20 protein-coding genes are annotated in these 20,064 nt (G+C 62.8%); 14 read left to right on the top strand and 6 right to left on the bottom strand.

Going from position 1 to position 20,064, the window contains the following annotated elements:
- Window positions 1-57: 57 nt before the first annotated feature.
- The 6 genes from C8K44_RS04215 to lpxK all read left to right on the top strand — a co-directional run bounded on the left by C8K44_RS04215 (window position 58) and on the right by lpxK (window position 5,659).
- Window positions 58-1,401, top strand: coding sequence for a TldD/PmbA family protein (locus C8K44_RS04215; protein WP_109574795.1), 1,344 nt, complete (start codon window positions 58-60; stop codon window positions 1,399-1,401).
- On the top strand, window positions 1,388-2,194 hold the full coding sequence (locus tag C8K44_RS04210) for a 3'(2'),5'-bisphosphate nucleotidase CysQ (RefSeq protein ID WP_109574521.1): 807 nt from the start codon (window positions 1,388-1,390) through the stop codon (window positions 2,192-2,194). Before C8K44_RS04215 ends, C8K44_RS04210 begins: the two co-directional genes overlap by 14 nt.
- A gap of 78 nt (window positions 2,195-2,272) precedes the next feature.
- A complete protein-coding gene (locus C8K44_RS04205; RefSeq protein ID WP_109574520.1) occupies window positions 2,273-2,524 on the top strand; it encodes a DUF4170 domain-containing protein in 252 nt (83 codons plus the stop codon).
- A gap of 14 nt (window positions 2,525-2,538) precedes the next feature.
- Complete coding sequence (locus C8K44_RS04200) at window positions 2,539-3,318, top strand: lysophospholipid acyltransferase family protein (protein ID WP_245417358.1); 780 nt, start codon at window positions 2,539-2,541, stop codon at window positions 3,316-3,318.
- On the top strand, window positions 3,315-4,631 hold the full coding sequence (waaA, locus tag C8K44_RS04195; RefSeq protein WP_109574518.1) for a lipid IV(A) 3-deoxy-D-manno-octulosonic acid transferase: 1,317 nt from the start codon (window positions 3,315-3,317) through the stop codon (window positions 4,629-4,631). The genes C8K44_RS04200 and waaA overlap by 4 nt, the downstream gene beginning before the upstream one ends.
- Before the next feature lie 2 nt (window positions 4,632-4,633).
- A complete protein-coding gene (gene lpxK, locus C8K44_RS04190) occupies window positions 4,634-5,659 on the top strand; it encodes a tetraacyldisaccharide 4'-kinase (protein ID WP_109574517.1) in 1,026 nt (341 codons plus the stop codon).
- Here the strand turns inward: lpxK and C8K44_RS04185 are convergent, their stop codons facing one another.
- Both C8K44_RS04185 and C8K44_RS04180 read right to left on the bottom strand, forming a co-directional pair.
- Window positions 5,660-5,893, bottom strand: coding sequence for a DUF2093 domain-containing protein (locus C8K44_RS04185; protein WP_109574516.1), 234 nt, complete (start codon window positions 5,891-5,893; stop codon window positions 5,660-5,662).
- A gap of 150 nt (window positions 5,894-6,043) precedes the next feature.
- Entirely contained in the window at window positions 6,044-6,970 is a 927-nt protein-coding gene (locus C8K44_RS04180) for a LysR family transcriptional regulator (protein ID WP_109574515.1), read from the bottom strand.
- A gap of 90 nt (window positions 6,971-7,060) precedes the next feature.
- Between C8K44_RS04180 and C8K44_RS04175 the strand changes: the two genes are divergently transcribed.
- Complete coding sequence (locus C8K44_RS04175; RefSeq protein WP_109574514.1) at window positions 7,061-7,954, top strand: DMT family transporter; 894 nt, start codon at window positions 7,061-7,063, stop codon at window positions 7,952-7,954.
- A gap of 4 nt (window positions 7,955-7,958) precedes the next feature.
- Here the strand turns inward: C8K44_RS04175 and mutL are convergent, their stop codons facing one another.
- Window positions 7,959-9,803, bottom strand: a complete 1,845-nt coding sequence (gene mutL, locus C8K44_RS04170) for a DNA mismatch repair endonuclease MutL (RefSeq protein ID WP_109574513.1) — start codon at window positions 9,801-9,803, stop codon at window positions 7,959-7,961.
- A 264-nt stretch (window positions 9,804-10,067) separates the two neighbouring features.
- On the opposite strand from mutL, the gene C8K44_RS04165 reads away from it, so the two are divergent.
- Window positions 10,068-11,492 (top strand): P-loop NTPase fold protein, encoded by a 1,425-nt coding sequence (locus tag C8K44_RS04165; protein WP_158282706.1) that lies wholly within the window; start codon window positions 10,068-10,070, stop codon window positions 11,490-11,492.
- A gap of 3 nt (window positions 11,493-11,495) precedes the next feature.
- Here C8K44_RS04165 and C8K44_RS04160 read toward each other — a convergent pair whose 3' ends face one another.
- On the bottom strand, window positions 11,496-12,398 hold the full coding sequence (locus tag C8K44_RS04160; RefSeq protein ID WP_109574511.1) for a LysR substrate-binding domain-containing protein: 903 nt from the start codon (window positions 12,396-12,398) through the stop codon (window positions 11,496-11,498).
- 91 nt (window positions 12,399-12,489) lie between these two features.
- Here C8K44_RS04160 and C8K44_RS04155 point away from each other — a divergent pair, with 91 nt between their 5' ends.
- From C8K44_RS04155 to C8K44_RS04140, 4 genes are read left to right on the top strand one after another with little or no spacing between them, the layout of a single operon-like run.
- The gene (locus tag C8K44_RS04155; protein WP_109574510.1) at window positions 12,490-14,055 is read left to right on the top strand and encodes a trimethylamine methyltransferase family protein; all 1,566 of its coding nucleotides are present in this window, start codon (window positions 12,490-12,492) and stop codon (window positions 14,053-14,055) included.
- A gap of 53 nt (window positions 14,056-14,108) precedes the next feature.
- A complete protein-coding gene (locus C8K44_RS04150) occupies window positions 14,109-14,339 on the top strand; it encodes a hypothetical protein (RefSeq protein ID WP_109574509.1) in 231 nt (76 codons plus the stop codon).
- Window positions 14,336-14,635, top strand: a complete 300-nt coding sequence (locus C8K44_RS04145; RefSeq protein WP_109574508.1) for a type II toxin-antitoxin system RelE/ParE family toxin — start codon at window positions 14,336-14,338, stop codon at window positions 14,633-14,635. The genes C8K44_RS04150 and C8K44_RS04145 overlap by 4 nt, the downstream gene beginning before the upstream one ends.
- Before the next feature lie 59 nt (window positions 14,636-14,694).
- Window positions 14,695-15,081, top strand: a complete 387-nt coding sequence (locus C8K44_RS04140; RefSeq protein ID WP_146203906.1) for a hypothetical protein — start codon at window positions 14,695-14,697, stop codon at window positions 15,079-15,081.
- 26 nt (window positions 15,082-15,107) lie between these two features.
- Here the strand turns inward: C8K44_RS04140 and queF are convergent, their stop codons facing one another.
- Window positions 15,108-15,569, bottom strand: coding sequence for a preQ(1) synthase (queF, locus tag C8K44_RS04135; protein WP_109574506.1), 462 nt, complete (start codon window positions 15,567-15,569; stop codon window positions 15,108-15,110).
- 113 nt (window positions 15,570-15,682) lie between these two features.
- On the opposite strand from queF, the gene C8K44_RS04130 reads away from it, so the two are divergent.
- Window positions 15,683-17,728 (top strand): NADH:flavin oxidoreductase, encoded by a 2,046-nt coding sequence (locus tag C8K44_RS04130; RefSeq protein WP_109574505.1) that lies wholly within the window; start codon window positions 15,683-15,685, stop codon window positions 17,726-17,728.
- Here the strand turns inward: C8K44_RS04130 and C8K44_RS04125 are convergent.
- Window positions 17,718-18,611 carry a LysR family transcriptional regulator gene (locus C8K44_RS04125; RefSeq protein WP_109574504.1) on the bottom strand — a complete coding sequence of 298 codons (894 nt, stop codon included), beginning with the start codon at window positions 18,609-18,611 and terminating at the stop codon, window positions 17,718-17,720. The genes C8K44_RS04130 and C8K44_RS04125 overlap by 11 nt on opposite strands.
- Window positions 18,612-18,729: 118 nt before the next feature.
- On the opposite strand from C8K44_RS04125, the gene C8K44_RS04120 reads away from it, so the two are divergent.
- Window positions 18,730-19,932, top strand: coding sequence for an acyl-CoA dehydrogenase (locus tag C8K44_RS04120; protein WP_109574503.1), 1,203 nt, complete (start codon window positions 18,730-18,732; stop codon window positions 19,930-19,932).
- Window positions 19,933-20,064: the final 132 nt, after the last annotated feature.

The raw sequence follows: 20,064 nt of genomic DNA, 5'->3' as shown, positions 1-20,064 counted from the left end.
CAATAGATGGGTGATACGGGCCGCGACCAACGGGCGGCGATCAATCGGAACACGCCAATGAACGATACCAACGACGCCGCGAAACTGGCCGACCGGGTGGCGAGCCTCGTCGAGGCGGCAAAAAGAGCCGGCGCCGACGCCGCCGATGCGGTTGCCGTGCGTGGCCGCTCGACCAGCGTTTCGGTCCGTCTTGGCAAGGTCGAGGGCACGGAAGCCTCGGAGAGCGAGGATATGTCGCTCAGGGTTTTCGTCGGACAGCGCGTGGCCAGCGTGTCGGCGACCGCCGCGTCTGATCCCAAGACCCTTGCGGAACGCGCCGTCGCGATGGCGAAAGTTTCGCCCGAAGACCCGTATCAAGGCCTCGCAGATGCGTCCTTGCTGACCCACGCACCGCGCGATCTCGACCTCTTCGACAACACTGTGGTTTCGGCCGAGCGCCTGAAGGAAGACGCGCTCGCGGCCGAAGAGGCTGCTCTTGCCGTCAAGGGCGTGACCAATTCAGCCGGCGCCGGTGCCGCCGCAGGCCTGGGCGGTCTGGTACTTGCGACCTCTCACGGTTTCGTCGGCCACTATGTTGGCTCGCGCTTTTCGCGTTCCGCCAGCGTCATTGCCGGCGAGGGCACGTCGATGGAGCGCGACTATGAGTATTCCTCGCGCCTGCATTTCGCTGACCTGGACGCTGCCGACGAGATCGGCCGCAAGGCTGGCGAACGCGCGGTCAAGCGGCTCAATGCGCGCAAGGCGGCCACCGGCCCGGTCGACGTCGTCTTCGATCCGCGCGTCGCGCGCGGAATTGCCGGACATCTGGCAGGGGCGATCAACGGTGCTTCGGTCGCTCGCAAGACGAGCTTTCTGCGCGACATGATGGGCAAGCAGGTGGCCTCGGCGGCCATCACCGCGATCGACGAGCCGCTCAAGCGGCGTGGCCAGGCATCGCGGCCATTCGACGGCGAAGGCATCGAGGGTGCAACGCTCAAGATGGTCGAAAATGGCGTGCTCAACCATTGGTTCTTGTCGACCTCGGCCGCTCGCGAGCTTGGCCTGGTGACCAATGGGCGCGGCGCGCGCGGCGGGTCTTCGGTGTCACCGTCCTCGACCAATTTTGCCATCGAGCCCGGAGAAAAGTCGCCCGAAGACATCATTCGCTCGTTGAAGCGTGGTTTCTACGTCACCGAAGTGTTCGGCCAGGGTGTCGACATGGTAACGGGCGAATACAGCCGCGGCGCGTCGGGCTTCTGGATCGAGAATGGCGAGCTTGCCTGGGCGGTGTCAGAGGTTACGATCGCCTCCAACCTCAAGGACATGTTCCTGCGCATGGTGCCGGCAAGCGATCTCGACCGCAATTTTGGCACCGCGGCACCCACACTTTTGATCGAAGGCATGACCCTTGCCGGAGACTGAGATTATCGACAAAGCCGAGCTTCAGGCCGAACTTGAACTGCTGCGAGCGGCAGCTGCCGAGGCCGGGCGCATCGCCATGAGCTATTTTCGGCAGAGCCCTGAAGTCTGGTTCAAGGGCGGCAACTCGCCTGTCAGCGAAGCCGACTACGCTGCCGATCACTATCTGCGTGAAACCTTGATGGCGGCGCGGCCCGACTATGGCTGGCTGTCGGAAGAAACGTCCGACAATCTCGATAGGCTCGGCGCGCGCCGGACCTTCGTCGTCGATCCCATCGACGGCACGCGTGGTTTCGTCGAGGGTCGGACGGCCTGGTGCGTGAGTGTTGCCGTGGTCGAAAACGGTCGTTCGCTGGCCGGTGTGCTTGAGTGCCCCGCACGCGATGAGACTTATTGGGCTGTTGCCGGCGGAGGTGCGTTCCTCAACGGAGCTCCGCTCAAGGTTCGCGAAGCGGGCGAACGTGCGCGCATCGCTGGCCCAAAGCCGATGATCGACAAGATGCCGCAAGAATGGCAAGAGCGGCTCGACCGTGAAGCCTACATACCCTCGCTTGCGTATCGCGTGGCCATGATCGCTAGCGGTGTCCTCGATGCAACCTTCGTCAAGCCAAACGCGCATGACTGGGATATCGCAGCTGCCGAGCTTATATTGACCGAAGCGGGCGGCAAGCTGCTTGATAAAGCGGGCCGTCAGCCGGCCTTTGCCGGCCGCGACATCGTTCACGGCGCATTGATTGCGGGCAGTGGGACATTGCTCGATGTCATGGCTAGTGTGATTGCCAGTCACGACGGCTGAAGAATCTACGAAGTGTTCCAAAACGGCTCGCTTTGGTCTAGATCAGGCGGGCACTGAGAAGATGAATCAAGGAAGCAGATGTCCGAAGAAGACGGAAAAAAGCAGCTGTTGCATCTGGTGTTCGGCGGCGAGCTGACGAAGTTGGGTGGTACCGAGTTCCGCGATCTCGATGCGCTCGATATCGTTGGCATCTACCCCGACTACAAGTCGGCTGAACTGGCCTGGAAGGCGAAGGCGCAGGCGAGCGTCGACAATGCCCACATGCGCTACTTCGTGGTCCACTTGCATCGGTTGCTTGAGCCGGACGCGAAGGTCGCCGGTCAGAACTGATGGAGCAACCCCGCATGGCGTCGCCGGCTGCCAGGCCAGCGGCGAAGAAGAAGCGCGTCAAGCAGCCGGCGTCGAAGACGCTCTGGCGGCGCATTCGCGAGCCGCTTGCCAAGTCGCGCTTCGCCAAGGGGGCGGTTGCGAGCCTGTTGGCTGGTGCGATGCGCTTCGTCAAACTGACCAATCCGATGGCGAAAGGCTCGTTCAAGCTCGCGGGCGGCAGCTACTCTGACCGTGAACCGCTGATCATTGGCCTCTGGCACGGCCAGCATTTGCTTGCACCAGCGCTTTATCCGAGCGAGCGCGGCCTGGTGGCGATGGTGTCGCGCAGTGCCGATGCCGAGCTCAATGCGCTGGTCATCAACAAGTTTGGCATCGAGGCAGTACGCGGATCGGGTGGCCGCGAAACCAAGAGCAGGGTCGAAAAGGGCGGGGCGACAGCGCTCATTGCCCTGAAAAAGGCCATTGATGCGGGCAAGAACGTTTCCATGATCGCCGACATTCCGCATGGCACACCCCGCGACGCGGGCATGGGCATCATTCTTCTCGCGCGCATTTCAGGCAGGCCGATCGCCCCGACCGCCATCGCGACAAGCCGCCGCAAGGTGCTGGAAGCGACCTGGGACAAGACGACGATCAATCTGCCCTTTGGTCGCTGCGCGATCTTTGTCGCACCTCCGATCGAGGTGGCCGCAGACGCCGATGACGCCGAAATGGAGCGCAAGCGGCAGGAATTGACCGCTGCCATCGATTACGCCACCGAGCAGGCCTATCGCCTGGTGGACGGCACCCAATGAGCGAACGATGGGCCCGCGCTTTCCTGAAAGCCTACCGTTATGCCGGCGCCGCGGCCTATCCGATGGTCGGTGGCTATGTTGCCTGGCGCGCTTCCAAGGGCAAGGAAGACCACAATCGCCGCCGCGAACGCTATGGCGTGCCGAGCCGCGAACGGCCTGACGGGCCGCTGATCTGGTTTCATGCGGCAAGCGTCGGCGAAACAATCGCCGTGGTCCCGCTGATCGAGGCTATTCTCGGCTATGGTATCAATGTCGTTCTGACGACGGGAACCGTTACCTCCGCCCAGGTTGCCGAAGAGCGGCTGGGCAACCGCATCATCCATCAATATGTGCCGCTTGATCTCAAGCCCGCCGTCAGCCGCTTCCTCGATCATTGGCACCCAGATCTCGCCATCATCGCCGAGTCGGAAATCTGGCCGATGACCATCCTCGAACTCGGCGCGCGGCGTGTACCGCAGATCCTGGTCAATGGGCGGCTGTCGGACCGCTCGTTCAAGTCGTGGAAGAAGCGCAACTACATCGCGGAGGCGCTGTTCGAGAACATGGCCCATGTGGTGGCGCAGTCGGAGGTCGACGGCGAACGCTTCCGCGCACTCGGCGCTCGTCCCGTCACGGTGTCAGGCAATCTCAAGGTCGATACCTCGCCGCCACCGGTCGATGAACGCGCGCTATATCAGGTTCAACGCCAGATCGGCCGGCGTCCGACCTGGGCTGCAGTCTCGACCCATGATGGCGAGGAGGTCATGGCGGCAGAAGTGCACGCCATGCTGCGCAACCGTCATCGCAATCTGTTGACCATCATCGTGCCACGCCATCCCGATCGCGCGGAAGCGTTGATGACGGAGCTGACCGGGATGGGCCTGAATGTTGCCCGTCGAAGCACCGGCGACCAGATCATGGCCGACACCGATATCCTGCTTGGCGATACGATCGGCGAGATGGGCCTTTACTTGCGTCTCACCGAGATTGCCTTCGTCGGGCGTTCGATGACCTCCCAAGGCGGCCAGAACCCGCTCGAACCGGCAATGCTGGAAACCGCCGTCCTCGCAGGACGCAACGTCCAGAACTTCCGCGATACGTATCAGCGGCTGATCGATCGCGGCGGTGCCAAGATTGTCCGCGACCGCGACATGCTGGCCGGTGCGGTCAATTTCCTGCTCGGCAACGAGATTGCCCGCCACGACATGATGGCGGCAGGTGCTTCGACGGTCGAGGAAATGCGTGGCGCGCTTGCGCTGACGCTTAAAGCGCTTGAACCCTACATCCACCCATTGATCGTTCAGTCGCGCCTCAAGAGCGCGGGCGGGAGGTAGAGCTGGCCAGCGAAGCGCCTCCTTTCTGGTGGGAAAAGCCGGACTGGCGCGCTTTTGCGCTTTCCCCGGTCTCCTCGCTTTACGCCTTTGTCGCTGGCCGGCGGATGAAAGCCGCCCGGCGCGAGAAAGTGAACGCACCGGTGTTGTGCGTCGGCAACTTTACCGTGGGCGGCACCGGCAAGACGCCTGTCGCGATCGCACTTGCCAAGCAGGCGAAGCGGATGCACCTCGTGCCCGGTATCCTGTCGCGCGGCCATGGCGGCAACTTCGCCGAGCCCCATGTCGTCGATACTCATCATGACAGTGCCAAGCATGTTGGCGACGAGCCGCTGCTGCTGGCTGAACACGCGCTTGTCGCCGTCTCCGCCAACCGTGCTGCCGGCGCGCGGCTGCTCATCGAGCGCGGCTGCAATTTCCTCATCATGGACGACGGCTTCCAGAGCGCGCGCATCCACATCGACTATGCTTTGGTCGTGGTCGATGCGCGCTTCGGACTTGGAAATGGCCATGTCATCCCTGGAGGTCCGCTGCGCGCGCGGCTGATTGACCAACTGAGATTTGCCGATGCCATCCTCAAGATGGGAGAGGGTGACAAGGCCGATGCGGTGGTGCGTCAGGCGGCGCGTGCCGGCAAGCCCATCTTTGCAGCGACCGCCCGGCCTCGCAACACCAAGGCATATGCCGGCCGGCGCTTCCTGGCATTCGCCGGCATCGGTCATCCCGAGAAGTTCTTCGCCACGCTGAACAAGGCCGGAGGGACGGTGGTGCTCGAGCGCGCCTTCGCCGACCACCACTTCTATCTGCCCGACGATCTGGATGATCTGGTCGCCGCAGCCCAGGCTGGCGAGTTGGAATTGGTGACGACATCGAAGGACGCCGCACGGCTGCGCCACGGTGCTGCTTCGCCGGAGTTCCTTGAGCGCCTGAACGTGATGGAAATCGATGCCGTCTTTGACATCGAGCATACGGCCGAGCGCATCGTCGGCGAAACGCTTGAAGCCTGGCGGCGGCGAAAAGTCGCCGGCTGACTAGCCGCGCTTGCGCAGATCCGGGTTCATTTCGATCTCGCGCGCCAGAGAAATCTCGGCGTCGCGATAGGGCTCCTGGCGGGCGACGCTCCAGTATTTGAGCTCGTCGAGCGGGATCGACTCCGCAGTCACCGCACAGCGCACGAATGAACCAGGGCTCGTAACCTGGAAATCGCCGTCGAGATAGCGAATGCGGGCTTCGCGTGCGCCGGGGCCTTCGAAACGGTTCATCATCGCTTTTTGCTCAACATCCTGGTGCAGGCGCCCCAAAATCGGGATCGGTCAACGGCAAGTATCGTGCACAGGTTCAAATCTCGTCCGCAGTCTCTCCAGACGGAGTGACTGCAATTGGGCTTTTACGGCCACCAAATGCCTGAGGTCAAGTTACCTGTCCTCGCCGAGAAACCGTTCTATCCGTTCGGGCGAAAGACCTGCTTGTGCACCGATGCGGTGCGCGAGTTCCGCTGCAGCAGGCCGGGGACGTCCGACAGGGCGGTCGAGCCAATAAGACACCGGGTTGAGTGCACTCCGCTCATCCACAACAGCGACGCGGCCGGATTGCATCTGCTGTTCGGTCAATGGCGGTCGAGCCAAGGCTATGCCGAGGCCATGAGCGGCGGCGTCCAGTACCAGATTGTAGTCCTCGAAACGGCGATCTTGCGGCCGGGGACGGTAGTCCAGCCCATGGGCGCTGAACCAGGAGCGCCAACTGGAAGCATCCGAGTCGTGGATGAGCGGGTAGTTCAACAATCGTTCGGCCTTGCCTGACCCGATCTGGGTGGCTAGCGCTGGCGCGGCGATCGGGAAGCAGTACTCTTCGAAAAGCTGCATCGACACCCTGCCGGGAATCTTGCCGCGTCCGCAACGCACCGACAGATCAATGCCTTCGTCGGCAAGGTCGGCCTGGCGGATGTCGATGTCGAGCACGATCCGCAGCGGGGTGGCGCCTGCTTCAAGTGCTGAAAGGCGCGGCATCAACCACAGCCCGGCTACCGACGGGATGGAAGTCAGCCGCACCACCGCGGCCCCACGCTGCTCGACCCAGCGGTCGGTCGTGTTGGCGATCAGCGAAAAAGCCTCGCTGGTCCTGCGATGAAGGCGCTGGCCTTCGAGCGTCAGCGAAACGCCGCGTGCCTTGCGCTCGAACAGTTTCAGGCCGAGCCAACTTTCCAGCTTGGCGACCTGCCGGCTGACGGCACCATGCGTCATGTTGAGCTTTTCGGCAGCCGCCGAGAAGCTGCCTGTGCGCGCCGCTGCCTGGAAGGCGCGCAGGGTTTCAAGCGGCAGCATCGGTTCCAAGCTGTGATCCATGTTCACAGCTGATCGTTGATTTATTCGTTTGTCAATCAGCTCGGCCGCGCGCATCTACGTCGCAAGTGAAATACGCGGGGGGCCATTGCCATGACGATCGAGACCAGCACGTTGAATTCGACACAGGCTGCATCAGCCGTGACCGTCCTCGCGGTGGTGATCACCATAGTCGGATGGGCCTCGTCCTTTCCGGCTATTCGCGCCGGGCTGAGCGCCATCGACCCGATCGAACTCGGCGCGTTGCGCTTTGCCATCGCAGCGGTCCCGTCGGCGATCTACCTGATGGTCATGCGTCCGGCCTTGCCGGCGCTGAACGAACTCTGGCGCTTTGCCTTTGGCGGCGCGGTCTTTGTCGCGCTTTACACGGTCCTGCTGAACTATGGCGAGATGACCGTCTCGGCAGGCGCCGCGAGCTTCATCATCAACGTCAATCCGATCATCACGGCGGTATTGGCAATGATCCTTCTGGGCGAGCGCTTTCCGGTTCTCGCCTGGATGGGAACCTTCTTGTCGTTCACCGGCATCGGCATCATCGCACTTGGCGAAGGCCAGGGCCTCACCTTCAACACCGGTGCCTCGCTGATCCTCGGATCGGCGCTGTGCACTTCCATCAACAGCATCGTCCAGAAGCGCCTGTACAGCCGCCACCGGCCACTGACCGTTTCGGCGTGGAACATGATCCTGGGCGCGATCTGCCTGGCCCCCGCGCTGCCCAACGGCGTTGCGCAGATGGCTGCCGCCGGCGCCGAGCCATTCTGGTCGGTCATCTATCTCGGCATCGTGCCGAGCTTGATCGCCTATGCCAGTTGGTCGGTCGCCCTGTCGCGCCTGCCGGCGTCGCGCGCTTCCAACTTCATGTACTGTGTGCCGCCGGTGGCTGTGCTGATCGGCTTCGCTTGGCTCGGCGAGACGCCTGGCCTGTCCGGCATCCTCGGCGGCGCGCTGGCGCTGGCAGGCGTGGTGCTGGTCAATCTGAAGCGCTGAATGGCTACCTGCGGCCGAACAGCTTTTCGATGTCGGCAAGCTTGAGTTCGATATAGGTCGGGCGCCCGTGATTGCAGGTACCCGACCCCGGCGTCGCCTCCATCTGGCGCAGCAACGCGTTCATCTCTTCGGGCCTGAGACGGCGGCCAGAGCGCACCGAGCCGTGGCAGGCCATGGTCGCGGCGATGGCGTCGAGACGTTCCTTCAGCGTATCTGAGGTGTCGCTGTCGGCGATCTCGTCGGCGAGGTCGCGGACCAGCTGGGTAACGTCGGTCTCGCCAAGCATCGCGGGCGTTTCGCGCACGGCGACAGCTCCCGGGCCGAAGCGCTCGATGCCGAGGCCGAAGCGGGCAAGCGTCTCGGAATGCAGCGCCAGCCGCTCGGCATCTTCTTCCGGCAGGTCGACGATCTCCGGCATCAGAAGCATTTGCGCTGGCACAGGGCGCGCATGCAGCGCGTTCTTGAGCGCCTCATAGACCAGGCGCTCATGGGCGGCGTGCTGGTCGACGATAATGAGCGAATCCCTGGTCTGGGCGACGATGTAGTTCTCGTGGACTTGCGCGCGCGCGGCTCCCAATTCGCTCTGCAGCAAGGTCTCGGCGACCTCGCTCAACCCAGCGCGCGCGTCGGCGCTATGCAGTGGCCCGGTGTCGAAGCTCGCCTGCCTCTGTTCGGCAAAACCGGTGTCGAGTGGCCGGTGCGGCGAGCGCAGTGGGTCGAAGCCCGCCGAGGTGGAGGCGCGAAAATCGGGGTTGTAGGCGCGATGGCCACTGGCCGGGCCAGGATGTCCGTAGCTAGCCGCACCGGGGCGGAACGCACCCATCATGGCTTGCGTGCCCGTGGTGGCCGGGCGGATGCCCGCACCTGCCAACGCCTGGCGCACCGCTCCGACGATCAGTCCACGCACAAGGCCGGGGTCGCGGAAACGAACATCTGCCTTGGCCGGATGAACGTTGACGTCGACAAAGGCGGGGTCGAGCGTGAGGAAAAGCACCGTCACCGCATGCCGGTCGCGCGGCAGTACGTCGGCGTAGGCGCCGCGTATGGCCGAGGCGATCAGCTTGTCGCGCACCGGACGGCCGTTGACATAGGCATATTGCTGCAGCGCGTTGCCCCGGGTGTAGGACGGGATCGAGACATGGCCCTCAAGGCGCACGCTTTCGCGCGCGGCCTCTATCGCGATCGAATTGTCGGGGAAATCCTTGCCCATCACCTGGGCGATGCGGGTTAGCCTGCCTTCAATATCGTCCGACGTGGCGGAGAGTTCCAGCGTTGAGCGGTCGGTTCCCGAAAGCGTGAAGCGCACGGCGGGGAAGGAAATCGCGATACGCTTGACCACGTCGGCGATGGCGGTGGCCTCGGCGCGCTCGGTCTTCATGAATTTGAGCCGGGCAGGGGTGGCATAAAACAGGTCGCGCACTTCCACGGAGGTGCCGCGGTTGGTCGGTGCCGGGCGCACCGCCGAGACGCGGCCGCCTTCGACGGTGATTTCGGCACCACTGTCGGCAGCCTTGGTTCGCGAGCGGATGGCGAGTTTTGATACAGAGCCGATCGACGGCAACGCCTCGCCACGGAAGCCGAGCGAGCGGATGTCGAGGATGTCGTCGCCGAGCTTGGAGGTGCAGTGGCGCGAGATCGCCAGCGAAAGCTCTGCTTCGGGCATGCCCGAACCGTCGTCGACGACGCGGATCAGGTTGAGCCCTCCGCCGGCGGTGGCCACCTCGATGCGCGACGCGCCGGCATCCAGCGCGTTCTCGACCAGTTCCTTGACCACGCTGGCAGGTCGTTCAACGACCTCGCCGGCAGCGATCTGGTTGATCATCGTTTCGGAAAGCTGGCGAATGGACATCCAGGCACTATAGCGGGATTCGCCTCGGCGCGGACAGGCTATTGCCTACGACAGCTGCCGGAATTTCCCCGGGAAAGCGGCTACTTACGGGTAAAATCATCCTCCCAGGTTTGATCTCGATCCGGGCTTGAGGGGCACCGCGTCCCACCGTGCGCGTTGTTTTACCTGCGTGCGGCAACGATAAGTTGCGTTATGATGCCGGGGCAAATGCGATCTTATCCAAGGCTGTCCGAAGCGACCTGCCTTGGACCTGTGGAGGTGCCGATGGAAAACGTCTGGGCTCTGGACAGGATCAACCGTCAGAAGGACGCCAAGCTGCTGCTGGCATTTCTTCTCGAAAAGAATCGTAAGGCGGTCCTCAAGGGTGAGCGCGGTGTATCGGTGAACATCAGCGCTCCTTGGGGGGCGGGAAAGACGTTCTTTCTGTCTCGTTTTGCAAAGCAGCTCAGGCAGGAGAACTACTGCGTCGCGCAGCTCGACGCGTGGCGAGACGATCACACCGACGATCCCGTCGTGGCGGTCATGCATGCCGTGCTGCAAGGCATCGGCAAGAAGCAGAAAACGGCATTGAAAGTCGTCTCTGCCTTCAAAAAGAACTTTGGCAGGATTGGCTGGCGGCTGGTCAAGGGCGGCTTCAAGCGTGCCGCAACCGTGCTTGTCGACAAGGACGAGGTCGAGGGCATACGAGACGACATGGCCAACACGATCGCGAGTGTCGGCGACGAGACCATATCCGCATTCGCTGATGCAGCCCTGGCAAACTATGATGCCGCAAAACAGGCAGTGGAGGATTTTCGCAAGTCACTGGTCGAAATCGTGACCAAGATCGACAAGAAGCCGCTTTTCATTGTCGTCGATGAGCTCGACCGTTGCCGTCCAACCTACGCCATCCTGCTATTGGAGCGGCTCAAGCACCTGTTCGACGTTCCCAACGTGGTGTTCCTGGTCGCGACCAATCTGCCTCAACTCGCCCACACAATCCGCGCTGTCTACGGGCAAGGCTTCGATGCGGAACGTTATCTGTTTCGCTTTTTCGACCGAACCTACGCCTTGTCACCACCGCCACTCGCTGAATTTGTCGCGGTGCAATGGGAGCACTACGAACTAAGTTCCGATCGGTTCATTTCGTTTCATGGCATCGAACATCAGCAGGTCGTCGCCTCGATTGCCGAGGTTTTGGGTATGTCGATGCGCGACGTTATCCAGGCCATGGATTTGCTTACCCATGTCAGCGAGCAGTTCTATCCGACCGTAAAGCTGCCGCTGCCTTACGTGTTCTGCCTGTGTTGCGTGTTTCAGCAGGCAAATCTCGAATTGTTCGACTATCTCACAGTCAACGAACGCTATCCTGAAAAGGAACACCTCAAGGATTTTTTGTCGATGCTGCCCGCGGACAAGATCTTCGGCCGTCCGGCACCAGGCCAAGTCATGTGGGCCGCAGGCTCGGAAATGGTTTCGTTGCGCGACATAGCCAAGGCATTCCGCAGTTTCGTCGCCGGCGGTCTGGCCGACGGGGAGAAGGATCCCAATCTCCTGGGCCTCTACGTCGAAAAGTATAGGGTTGAAGAACTGGGTAAGCTCAACGGCGATGGCGGCGCACTCGGTTCTGGCGGTCGTTCCATCCTGCGCGAGCTGCCCGGCATAATTGCGAGTGTGGGCGGAACATTGGCCGCGCCAAAGGAAGCGTAGGGGTCAAGCCTGCGTTGCCAGCCAGTCGCGCACCTTTTCCGCGCTTTCGCTGAGCGGACGGTTCTTAGGCCAGGCGACATGGAAGCCCTTGCCGGTGGTCATGACGTGATCGGTCAGGCGCACAAGCAGCCCGGCGGCGATCAGCCGGTCGGTGAGATGGCGCCAGCCGAGTGCGATGCCCTGGCCCTCCATCACGGCCTGGATGACGAGGACGTAGTCGTTGATGACAAGTCCGCGCTTGGCCACGGCTCCGTTGAGACCCGCAGACTGGAACCATTCGTTCCAGGTTGCGGCCGGGCGGAAAGGCTCTTCGAGATGGATCAGGTGGTGCAGCGTCATCTCTGCCGGGGTCTGTGGTGTGCCCGCGCGCGCGACATAGGCCGGGCCGGCCACGGGGTAAATCTCCTCGCCCGATATAGGCAGCAACTCGTAGTCGGGCCAATCCTCGGCGTCGCCGCCGCGAATGCCCAAGGGAATACCTTCGGCGACCAGATCGAGATCGCGGTCGGCGGTCTGGATGCGGAGGTCGATGCCGGGCAGGTCATCGCGGAATTTCTGGAGCCTGGGCATCATCCAGAATGAGGCAAAGGCGGTGGATGCCGACAGCGTGACATGCATCCCGCCCGTGCGCGCCCTCAATTCCTCTGCGGATTTTCGGATGTGGGAGAGCCCCAGCGTGACGTCGGCATGAAAGCGCTCTCCGGCCTCGGTAAGCAAAACCTGGCGGTGGCGGCGCTGGAACAGCTGTGCGCCAAGCTGCTCTTCAAGCCTCCGGATCGCGTAGGAAACGGCGGCCTGGGTCATGCCGAGTTCGCGACCTGCGGCGGTGAAGCTCGTCAGGCGGCCGGCGGCTTCGAAGACAATCAGGTTGCCGGCGGAAGGCAGGAGATGGCGCAGGCTCTGCATAAATGTAGCTTATGCAAATGATGAGGATTTTCAAGCGTCACAGCAACCGATCCAAAGGCTAGCTTCATGCTGGAATGTTGTGGAGCCTTGCATGAACGTCGCCGCCCCTGATATCAAGACCGAGCCTGCAAAACGCCGCGAGCGCGGCGGCCGCAATGCCCGCCGCGAGCAGCGCTCGCATGGGCCCGAGGCGCATGGCCGGCCATACATTGTGCGCAACATCCCGACCTACGACATATTGTCGGAGGAAAACCTCGTCCGCATAGAAGAGACGGCCGATCGCATTCTTGCCGAAATCGGCATCGAGTTTCGCGACGATCCGGCATCGCTCGACCACTGGAGGCGGGCGGGGGCCAAGGTCCACGGCGTACTGGTCAAATTCGAGCCGGGGCTTCTGCGCGAATTGCTGAAGACCGCGCCTGCCCAGTTCACCCAGCACGCGCGCAATCCCGAACGTTCGGTCGAGATCGGCGGCAAGAGCGTGGTGTTTTCGCCGGCCTATGGCTCGCCTTTCGTCATGGATCTCGACAAGGGCCGGCGCTACGGCACCATTGAGGACTTCCGCAATTTCGTGAAGCTGGCGCAGTCATCGCCATGGCTTCATCATTCGGGCGGCACGATCTGCGAGCCGGTCGACGTGCCGGTCAACAAGCGCCATCTCGACATGGTCTACAGCCATATCCGCTATTCCGACCGCGGCTTCATGGGCTCGGTGACCTCGGAGGGCCGGGCGGAAGACTCAATAGATATGGCCCGCCTTGTCTTTGGAGACAGCTTCGTCGACCGGAATTGCGTCATCTTGGGTAACGTCAACGTCAACTCGCCGCTGGTCTGGGACGCCACCATGACCACGGCATTGCGGGCCTATGCCCGTGCCAATCAAGCGGCGGTGATCGTGCCCTTCATCCTCGGCGGCGCCATGGGTCCGGTGACCAATGCCGGTGCCATCGCCCAGTCGCTGGCAGAGACCATGGCAGGCTGCGCGCTGACGCAGCTCGAACGCCCCGGCGCGCCCGTCATCTTCGGCAACTTCCTGTCGTCGATGTCGCTGCGCTCGGGCTCGCCGACCTTTGGTACGCCTGAACCGGCCATCGGTTCGATGGTCATCGGTCAACTTGCAAGAAGGCTGAACCTGCCGCTGCGCTGCTCCGGCAACTTCACCACCTCGAAGCTGCCCGACGCGCACGCCATGAACGAAGGCACGATGTCGATGCTGGCGGCCGTGCATTGCGGCGCCAACTTCATCCTGCACTCTGCAGGCTTCCTCGACGGGCTGTTGTCGATGTCGTACGAGAAGTTCGTCATGGACGCCGATTTCTGCGGCTCGTTGCACACCTATCTCGACGGCGTGAAGATCGACGACAACCAACTGGCGCTTGACGCTTTCAAGGAAGTCGGGCCTGGCAACCACTTCTTCGGCTGCGCCCACACCATGGCCAATTACGAAACGGCGTTTTGGGATTCAGCCATCGCCGACAACGAACCCTATGAGAAGTGGGAAGCGGCGGGTTCCGTCGACGCTGCCACGCGCGCCAACAAACGCTGGAAGACGATGCTCGCCGAATACGAAGCGCCGCCGCTGGACGTTGCTATCGACGAGGCGCTCAACGACTTCATGGCGCGCAAGAAGGCGTCGATGGACGATGCGTGGTATTGACGAGGACCGGTCAGAGCGGAATATCTTTGTCTGCACATAGGCGAGGCTGAGACATGACCAAGTTGCTCGAACAGGCATTGGAGGCCGCCCGAAAGCTCTCCCGGGATGACCAGGACGAGATTGCTCGCGCGATCTTCGAATTGGTAGGTGCTGGGTCGGCTGGACCTGTTCCGCTGACCGCCGACGAGCGCTTGGCCATCGAACAATCCCGCGCTGCCGCTGTGCGTGGCGAGTTTGCATCCGATGAGCAAATCCGGGCGGTCTGGGCGAAGCACGGCGGATGAGGTTGCGCTACACCCTTCCGGCTCTCGCCGACCTTGAAGGGATACTCGACCATATCGCCAATCAATCGCCGTCTGGCGGCCGGAAAGTCGCCAAGCGCATAAAGATGATCACCGAATTGCTGTGCCGCCACCCCGAGGTGGGCCGGCTGACTGAAGTGGAGGGTATCCGGCGGATCAATACGAGGCCCTATCCCTATCTGATCTTCTACGAGCTTGCGGACAACGAGATTATTGTTCACGCGGTGCGGCATGGCGCGCGCGATCCGGCCGACATGCCGGGATCGGACGGTTCGTAATGTGGTATGGAACGCCAGCTGTTGTATTTGCGTGCTTGCCGCTTTGGGTCACCCCCGCCTTGGCCGGAACGCCGCTGGAGGCGGTCAGGCCGTTCTACGATCATGTCGGGCTGGAACTCGATCCTGCCGAGCGCGGCCGCTTCGTTGATCCGGCGAAGGCCGTGCTCGATGCCCGCCACCAACTCGTAAAGTCTGGCCAGGGCGATTGTCTTGATACGAACATGCCGCTCGACAGTGCCGCCTACGACAAGGCCGAGCTCGACAAGAGCCTGAAGCTGAACGAAGCGGAGAGTGGTGAAAGCGCGATCGTGGTTGCAACGTTCATGGCATTAGGCGAGCCCCACCGCATGCAGTGGAAGCTGAAGAAGGTCGACGGCGAATGGAAGATCGCCGACTTCTTGTCGGTGACCAACGAATGGGCGTTCAGCCTGTACCAATGCGAATAAACGCACCTGACATGCCTCGCCGCAGCTCAGCCGCGCCCGCGATAGGGCGCGACCCCGGTGTCGGGCAGCCACGATCCCTCCGGCGGAGCGCCGGTCTGCCAGAACACGTCGATGGGGATGCCGCCGCGCGGATACCAGTAACCGGCGATGCGCAGCCACAACGGCTTGGTTGCTTCGACGATACGGCGGCCGATCATGACGGTGCAGTCCTCGTGGAAGGCGCCGTGGTTGCGAAACGAGACCATGAACAGCTTCAGCGACTTGGATTCAACCAGAAGTCTGTCCGGCGCATAGTCGATGACGATGTGGGCGAAATCGGGCTGACCTGTCACCGGGCACAGCGAGGTGAACTCGGGGCAGGCGAAACGCACGATTGCCGGCGGGCCGCCGACGCGTTCGTAGGGCACGGTCTCGAGCACGGCGGTTTCCGGCGAGGTCGGCGTTTCGACCCGGGTGCCGAGTTGGGTGAGGGTGTCGGTGACAGTCATTGGGTGGCTCTTCAGAATTGCCATGGCCCATTGCTCGCGCTTGGGCGGACGCCAAACTGCACGGGCCAGATTTTCAAGTGGCGTGTATTAGCGCCGGATAATGCAGGAATGCAATGACCAGCAACGACCCGCTTCTCCAGCCTTACCAGCTCAAGCACCTGACGTTGAAAAACCGCGTCATGTCGACCAGCCACGAGCCTGCCTATTCCGAAGACGGCATGCCCAAGGAGCGCTACCGGCTCTATCATGCCGAAAAGGCAAAGGGTGGGATGGCGCTGACGATGACGGCGGGTTCGGCAATCATCTCCCGCGATAGCCCGGCCGCATTCGGCAATCTGCACGCCTTTGACGACGCCATCGTGCCGTGGCTCAGCGAACTCGCAGACGACTGTCACGAGCACGACTGCAAGGTGATGATCCAGATCACCCATCTCGGCCGTCGCACCAACTGGAACAAGGCCGACTGGTTGCCGGTGCTCAGCGCTTCGCCTGTGCGCGAGGCTGCTCATCGTACCTTCCCGAAGACCATCGAGGACTGGGACATCGAGCGTATCGTCGCTGACTATGCCTCCGCCGCCCAGCGCATGCAGGCGGCAGGGCTCGATGGCATCGAGTTCGAGGCCTATGGCCATCTGATGGATGGCTTTTGGTCGCCTGCCACCAATCATCGCGACGATGATTATGGCGGCTCGCTCGACAACCGCCTGCGTTTCACCTGGCGGGTGATCGATGCGGTTCGTGCCGCGGTCGGCAAGGAATTTGTCGTCGGCATTCGCATGGTCGCCGACGAGGATTTCGACAAGGGCCTGTCGAAGGAAGACGGCATCGAGATCGCCCGGCGGCTGGCTTCGGCGGGAAAATTCGACTTTCTCAACATCATTCGCGGCCATATCGACACCGACGCAGCACTTACCGGCCTCATTCCACTGCACGGCATGGCCTCGTCGCCGCATCTCGACTTTGCCGGCGAAGTCAGGGCGGCAACCAAGTTTCCGGTCTTCCATGCCGCGCGCATTTCCGATGTCGCCACTGCCCGCCACGCGGTAGCCACCGGCAAGCTCGACATGGTCGGCATGACGCGTGCCCATATCGCCGAGCCGCATATCGTCAAGAAGGTGATGGAGGGCCGCGAGCACCAGATCCGTCCGTGCGTCGGCGCCACTTATTGCCTCGACCGCATCTATGAAGGCGGCGGCGCATTGTGCATCCACAACGCCGCCACGGGACGCGAAGCAACAATCCCGCATCTGATTTCACGCACCGAGGGCCCGCTGCGCAGGGTCGTCGTTGTCGGCGCAGGTGCCGCCGGTCTTGAGGCCGCAAGGGTGTTGGCCGAACGCGGTCACAAGGTGACAGTGCTGGAAGCGTCGAGCCAGGCTGGCGGGCAGGTGCGGCTTGCAGCCCAGAACCCGCGACGGCGTGAACTGATCGGCATCGTCGATTGGCGCCTGGCCGAGATGGAACGTCTCGGGGTCGATATCCGCTACGATATCTGGGCCGGCAGCGGCGACGTTTTGGCGCTCGATCCCGATGCTGTGGTGATCGCCACTGGCGGCCTGCCGCAGAACCCGCCGCTCGACGCCGGCGACGAGCTTGTGACGTCGAGTTGGGACATCATCGCCGGCAGCGTCAAGCCGGCGCAAGACGTGCTGCTTTATGACGACAATGGCGGCCATCAGGGCATGACGGCTGCCGAGTTGATCGGCAAGGCCGGCTCGAAGCTGGAGTTGGTCACACCCGAGCGGTTGTTTGCACCTGAAATGGGTGGCATGAACCATGTGCCTTACATGGAGGCATTTCATCGTGCCAGCGTGAAGATCACCATCAATACGCGGCTGAAATCGGTCAGGCGCGAGGGCAACCAACTGGTCGCCACCCTGTCCTCCGACTACGCCAAAGGCTGGAGCGAGGAGCGTAGCGTCGACCAGGTGGTGGTCGAGCATGGCACCTTGCCGCTGGATGACCTCTATCTGGAGCTCAAGCCGCTGGCGAAGAATGGTGGTGCCATCGACTATGAACGCCTGATCCACGGCGGAGAGATTTTCCCGGACAAGAACCCGGACGGCCGCTTCCTGCTCCTGCGCATTGGTGACGCCGTGCAGGCGCGCAACATCCATGCCGCCATCTATGACGGCATCCGCTTCGGCCTCAGGATCTGACGACCTCCGCCGTCAGCCAGCGGACGAATTCGCGCAGCCCCGGCCGATCTTCGCTGCCGGGGCGGAAGGCGAGCCGGTAGGGCACTTCGCCAGCGATGCGGTTGGGCGAAGCCATGACCAGCTTGCCGGCGGCGAGTTCGCGCTCGGCCAGCACCTCCGGCACGAGCGCGACGCCGAGGCCGGCGATGGCCGCCTCGACGACCATCGAGAACTGCTCGAAGCGGTGGCCGCGCAGGGTGGTGCGCGGGTCGATGCCTGCGGCCTGGAACCATTGCAACCACAGGGTCGGGCGCGTCGACTGCTGCAGCAGTGGCAGCGCGGCAAGTTCAGCGTCGTCGAGCGCGGCGCGACCGTCGAGCAAGGCCGGCGAGGCGACCACCACCAATTCCTCGTCGAACAGTCTGAAAATGCCTGGCTGTCCGGGCTCGGCCGGGCCGCGCTGGATCGCGGCGTCGAAGGTCTCCGTCTCGAAGTCGACGGTCTCCAGCCGCACGGCTAGGTCGATGGCAACATGCGGGTGGGCGGCGTGGAAGCCGGCGAGCCTGGGGATGAGCCAGCGGTCGGCGAGCGTCGGCAACACCGCGATGCTCAGCACGTCCGACTGGCCGCCAAAGGCCATGGTGCGCACCGCGGCCTCATGCAGGCTGTCGAGGATAGCCTCGGCGTCGCGGGCAAAGCGTCGGCCGGCATCCGACAGCGCAAGCCTCTGCCTGACTCGATGGAACAGCGCCACGCCCAGCCGGTCCTCGAGCTGGCCGATGGAGCGGCTGACCGAGCTCTGCGTCAGGCCGAGCTGATCGGCGGCGCGAATTGTCGTGCCGAGGCTGGCGCAGGCGCGGAACGCCTCAAGCTCTGCAATCGTCGGGACATAGGTGCGGCGCATCGCCTGGCCTCAGGTCGAGTTGATCGAATTTACGCATAAACTTCGCGAGATTACTTGTTAGCGAAAAGTGCCGAAGCGGTCTAGGATGGCAACAAATCACCTGTTTTCCGGAGGAACCATGAGCGCATCCACACCGGCCGGCGGCGGCAGCTTTGTCTGGGCCGATCCGTTCCTGCTTGAAGACCAGCTGACCGAGGACGAGCGCATGGTGCGCGATGGCGCCGCCGCCTTCGCCGCCGACAAGCTCGCCCCTCGCATCGAGGAAGCCTATCTCGACGAGAAGACCGATCCGGCGATCTTCCGCGAAATGGGCGAGGCCGGCCTGCTTGGCATCACCGTTCCCGAAGAATATGGCGGCCTTGGCGCCAGCTACGTGACTTACGGCCTGGTGGCGCGCGAGGTCGAGCGCATCGATTCGGGCTATCGCTCTATGATGAGCGTGCAGTCGTCGCTGGTCATGTATCCGATCTATGCCTACGGCTCCGAGGAACAGCGCAAGAAGTACCTGCCCAAGCTCGCTTCTGGCGAATGGATCGGCTGCTTCGGCCTGACCGAGCCGGATGCGGGTTCCGACCCGGGCGGCATGAAGACCCGAGCCGAAAAGACCGCCAGCGGCTACAAGATCTCCGGCTCGAAGATGTGGATCTCCAATGCGCCGATCGCCGACGTCTTCGTCGTCTGGGCGAAGTCGGCAGCGCATGACAACCAGATCCGTGGTTTCGTGCTCGAAAAAGGCATGAAGGGCCTTTCTGCGCCGAAGATTGGCGGCAAGCTCTCGCTGCGCGCCTCGATTACAGGCGAGATCGTCATGGAAGGCGTCGAGGTCGGCGAAGACGCCCTGCTGCCCAACGTCTCAGGCCTGAAGGGTCCGTTCGGCTGCCTCAACCGCGCCCGTTACGGCATTTCCTGGGGCGTCATGGGTGCTGCCGAGGATTGCTGGCACCGTGCCCGCCAGTATGGCCTCGACCGCAAGCAGTTCAACAAGCCTCTGGCCGGAACTCAACTTTACCAGAAGAAGCTCGCCGACATGCAGACCGAGATCGCGCTCGGCCTGCAGGGTTCGTTGCGTGTCGGCCGTCTCATGGACGAACACAAGTTCGCCCCCGAGATGATTTCGCTGGTCAAGCGCAACAATTGTGGCAAGGCGCTCGACATCGCCCGCCAGGCCCGCGACATGCACGGCGGCAACGGCATCCAGATCGGCTATCACGTCATGCGCCACGCGCAGAACCTGGAAACGGTCAATACCTATGAGGGCACGCATGACGTGCACGCGCTGATCCTTGGCCGGGCACAAACCGGTCTGCAGGCGTTCTTCTAGACCTGCCATATCGAGATACTGCATTGGCGGCCGTGGGAGCGATCCTGCGGCCGCTCTTCCTTTCAGGCATAATTGTTGAATGGAGTTGCGCGTAGCTTTCGTATTATAGTGCTCTTGGCGCGAACATGCTTC

Origin of the sequence: Aminobacter sp. AP02 (assembly GCF_003148805.1) — a bacterium.
Lineage (GTDB): Bacteria > Pseudomonadota > Alphaproteobacteria > Rhizobiales > Rhizobiaceae > Aminobacter.
Note: the sequence above shows the minus strand (reverse complement) of the source record. Positions and strands in the feature narration are given on the sequence as shown.

Coding starts and splice junctions, on each gene's coding strand:
- C8K44_RS04150 (WP_109574509.1), top strand. CDS start 14,109: ATGACCAAGTTGCTCGAACAGGCATTGGAGGCCGCCCGAAAGCTCTCC.
- C8K44_RS04200 (WP_245417358.1), top strand. CDS start 2,539: ATGGCGTCGCCGGCTGCCAGGCCAGCGGCGAAGAAGAAGCGCGTCAAG.
- C8K44_RS04155 (WP_109574510.1), top strand. CDS start 12,490: ATGAACGTCGCCGCCCCTGATATCAAGACCGAGCCTGCAAAACGCCGC.
- waaA (WP_109574518.1), top strand. CDS start 3,315: ATGAGCGAACGATGGGCCCGCGCTTTCCTGAAAGCCTACCGTTATGCC.
- C8K44_RS04205 (WP_109574520.1), top strand. CDS start 2,273: ATGTCCGAAGAAGACGGAAAAAAGCAGCTGTTGCATCTGGTGTTCGGC.
- C8K44_RS04120 (WP_109574503.1), top strand. CDS start 18,730: ATGAGCGCATCCACACCGGCCGGCGGCGGCAGCTTTGTCTGGGCCGAT.
- mutL (WP_109574513.1), bottom strand. CDS start 9,803: ATGTCCATTCGCCAGCTTTCCGAAACGATGATCAACCAGATCGCTGCC.
- C8K44_RS04160 (WP_109574511.1), bottom strand. CDS start 12,398: ATGCAGAGCCTGCGCCATCTCCTGCCTTCCGCCGGCAACCTGATTGTC.
- C8K44_RS04145 (WP_109574508.1), top strand. CDS start 14,336: ATGAGGTTGCGCTACACCCTTCCGGCTCTCGCCGACCTTGAAGGGATA.
- queF (WP_109574506.1), bottom strand. CDS start 15,569: ATGACTGTCACCGACACCCTCACCCAACTCGGCACCCGGGTCGAAACG.
- C8K44_RS04180 (WP_109574515.1), bottom strand. CDS start 6,970: ATGGATCACAGCTTGGAACCGATGCTGCCGCTTGAAACCCTGCGCGCC.
- C8K44_RS04125 (WP_109574504.1), bottom strand. CDS start 18,611: ATGCGCCGCACCTATGTCCCGACGATTGCAGAGCTTGAGGCGTTCCGC.
- C8K44_RS04215 (WP_109574795.1), top strand. CDS start 58: ATGAACGATACCAACGACGCCGCGAAACTGGCCGACCGGGTGGCGAGC.
- C8K44_RS04185 (WP_109574516.1), bottom strand. CDS start 5,893: ATGATGAACCGTTTCGAAGGCCCCGGCGCACGCGAAGCCCGCATTCGC.
- C8K44_RS04175 (WP_109574514.1), top strand. CDS start 7,061: ATGACGATCGAGACCAGCACGTTGAATTCGACACAGGCTGCATCAGCC.
- C8K44_RS04130 (WP_109574505.1), top strand. CDS start 15,683: ATGACCAGCAACGACCCGCTTCTCCAGCCTTACCAGCTCAAGCACCTG.
- C8K44_RS04165 (WP_158282706.1), top strand. CDS start 10,068: ATGGAAAACGTCTGGGCTCTGGACAGGATCAACCGTCAGAAGGACGCC.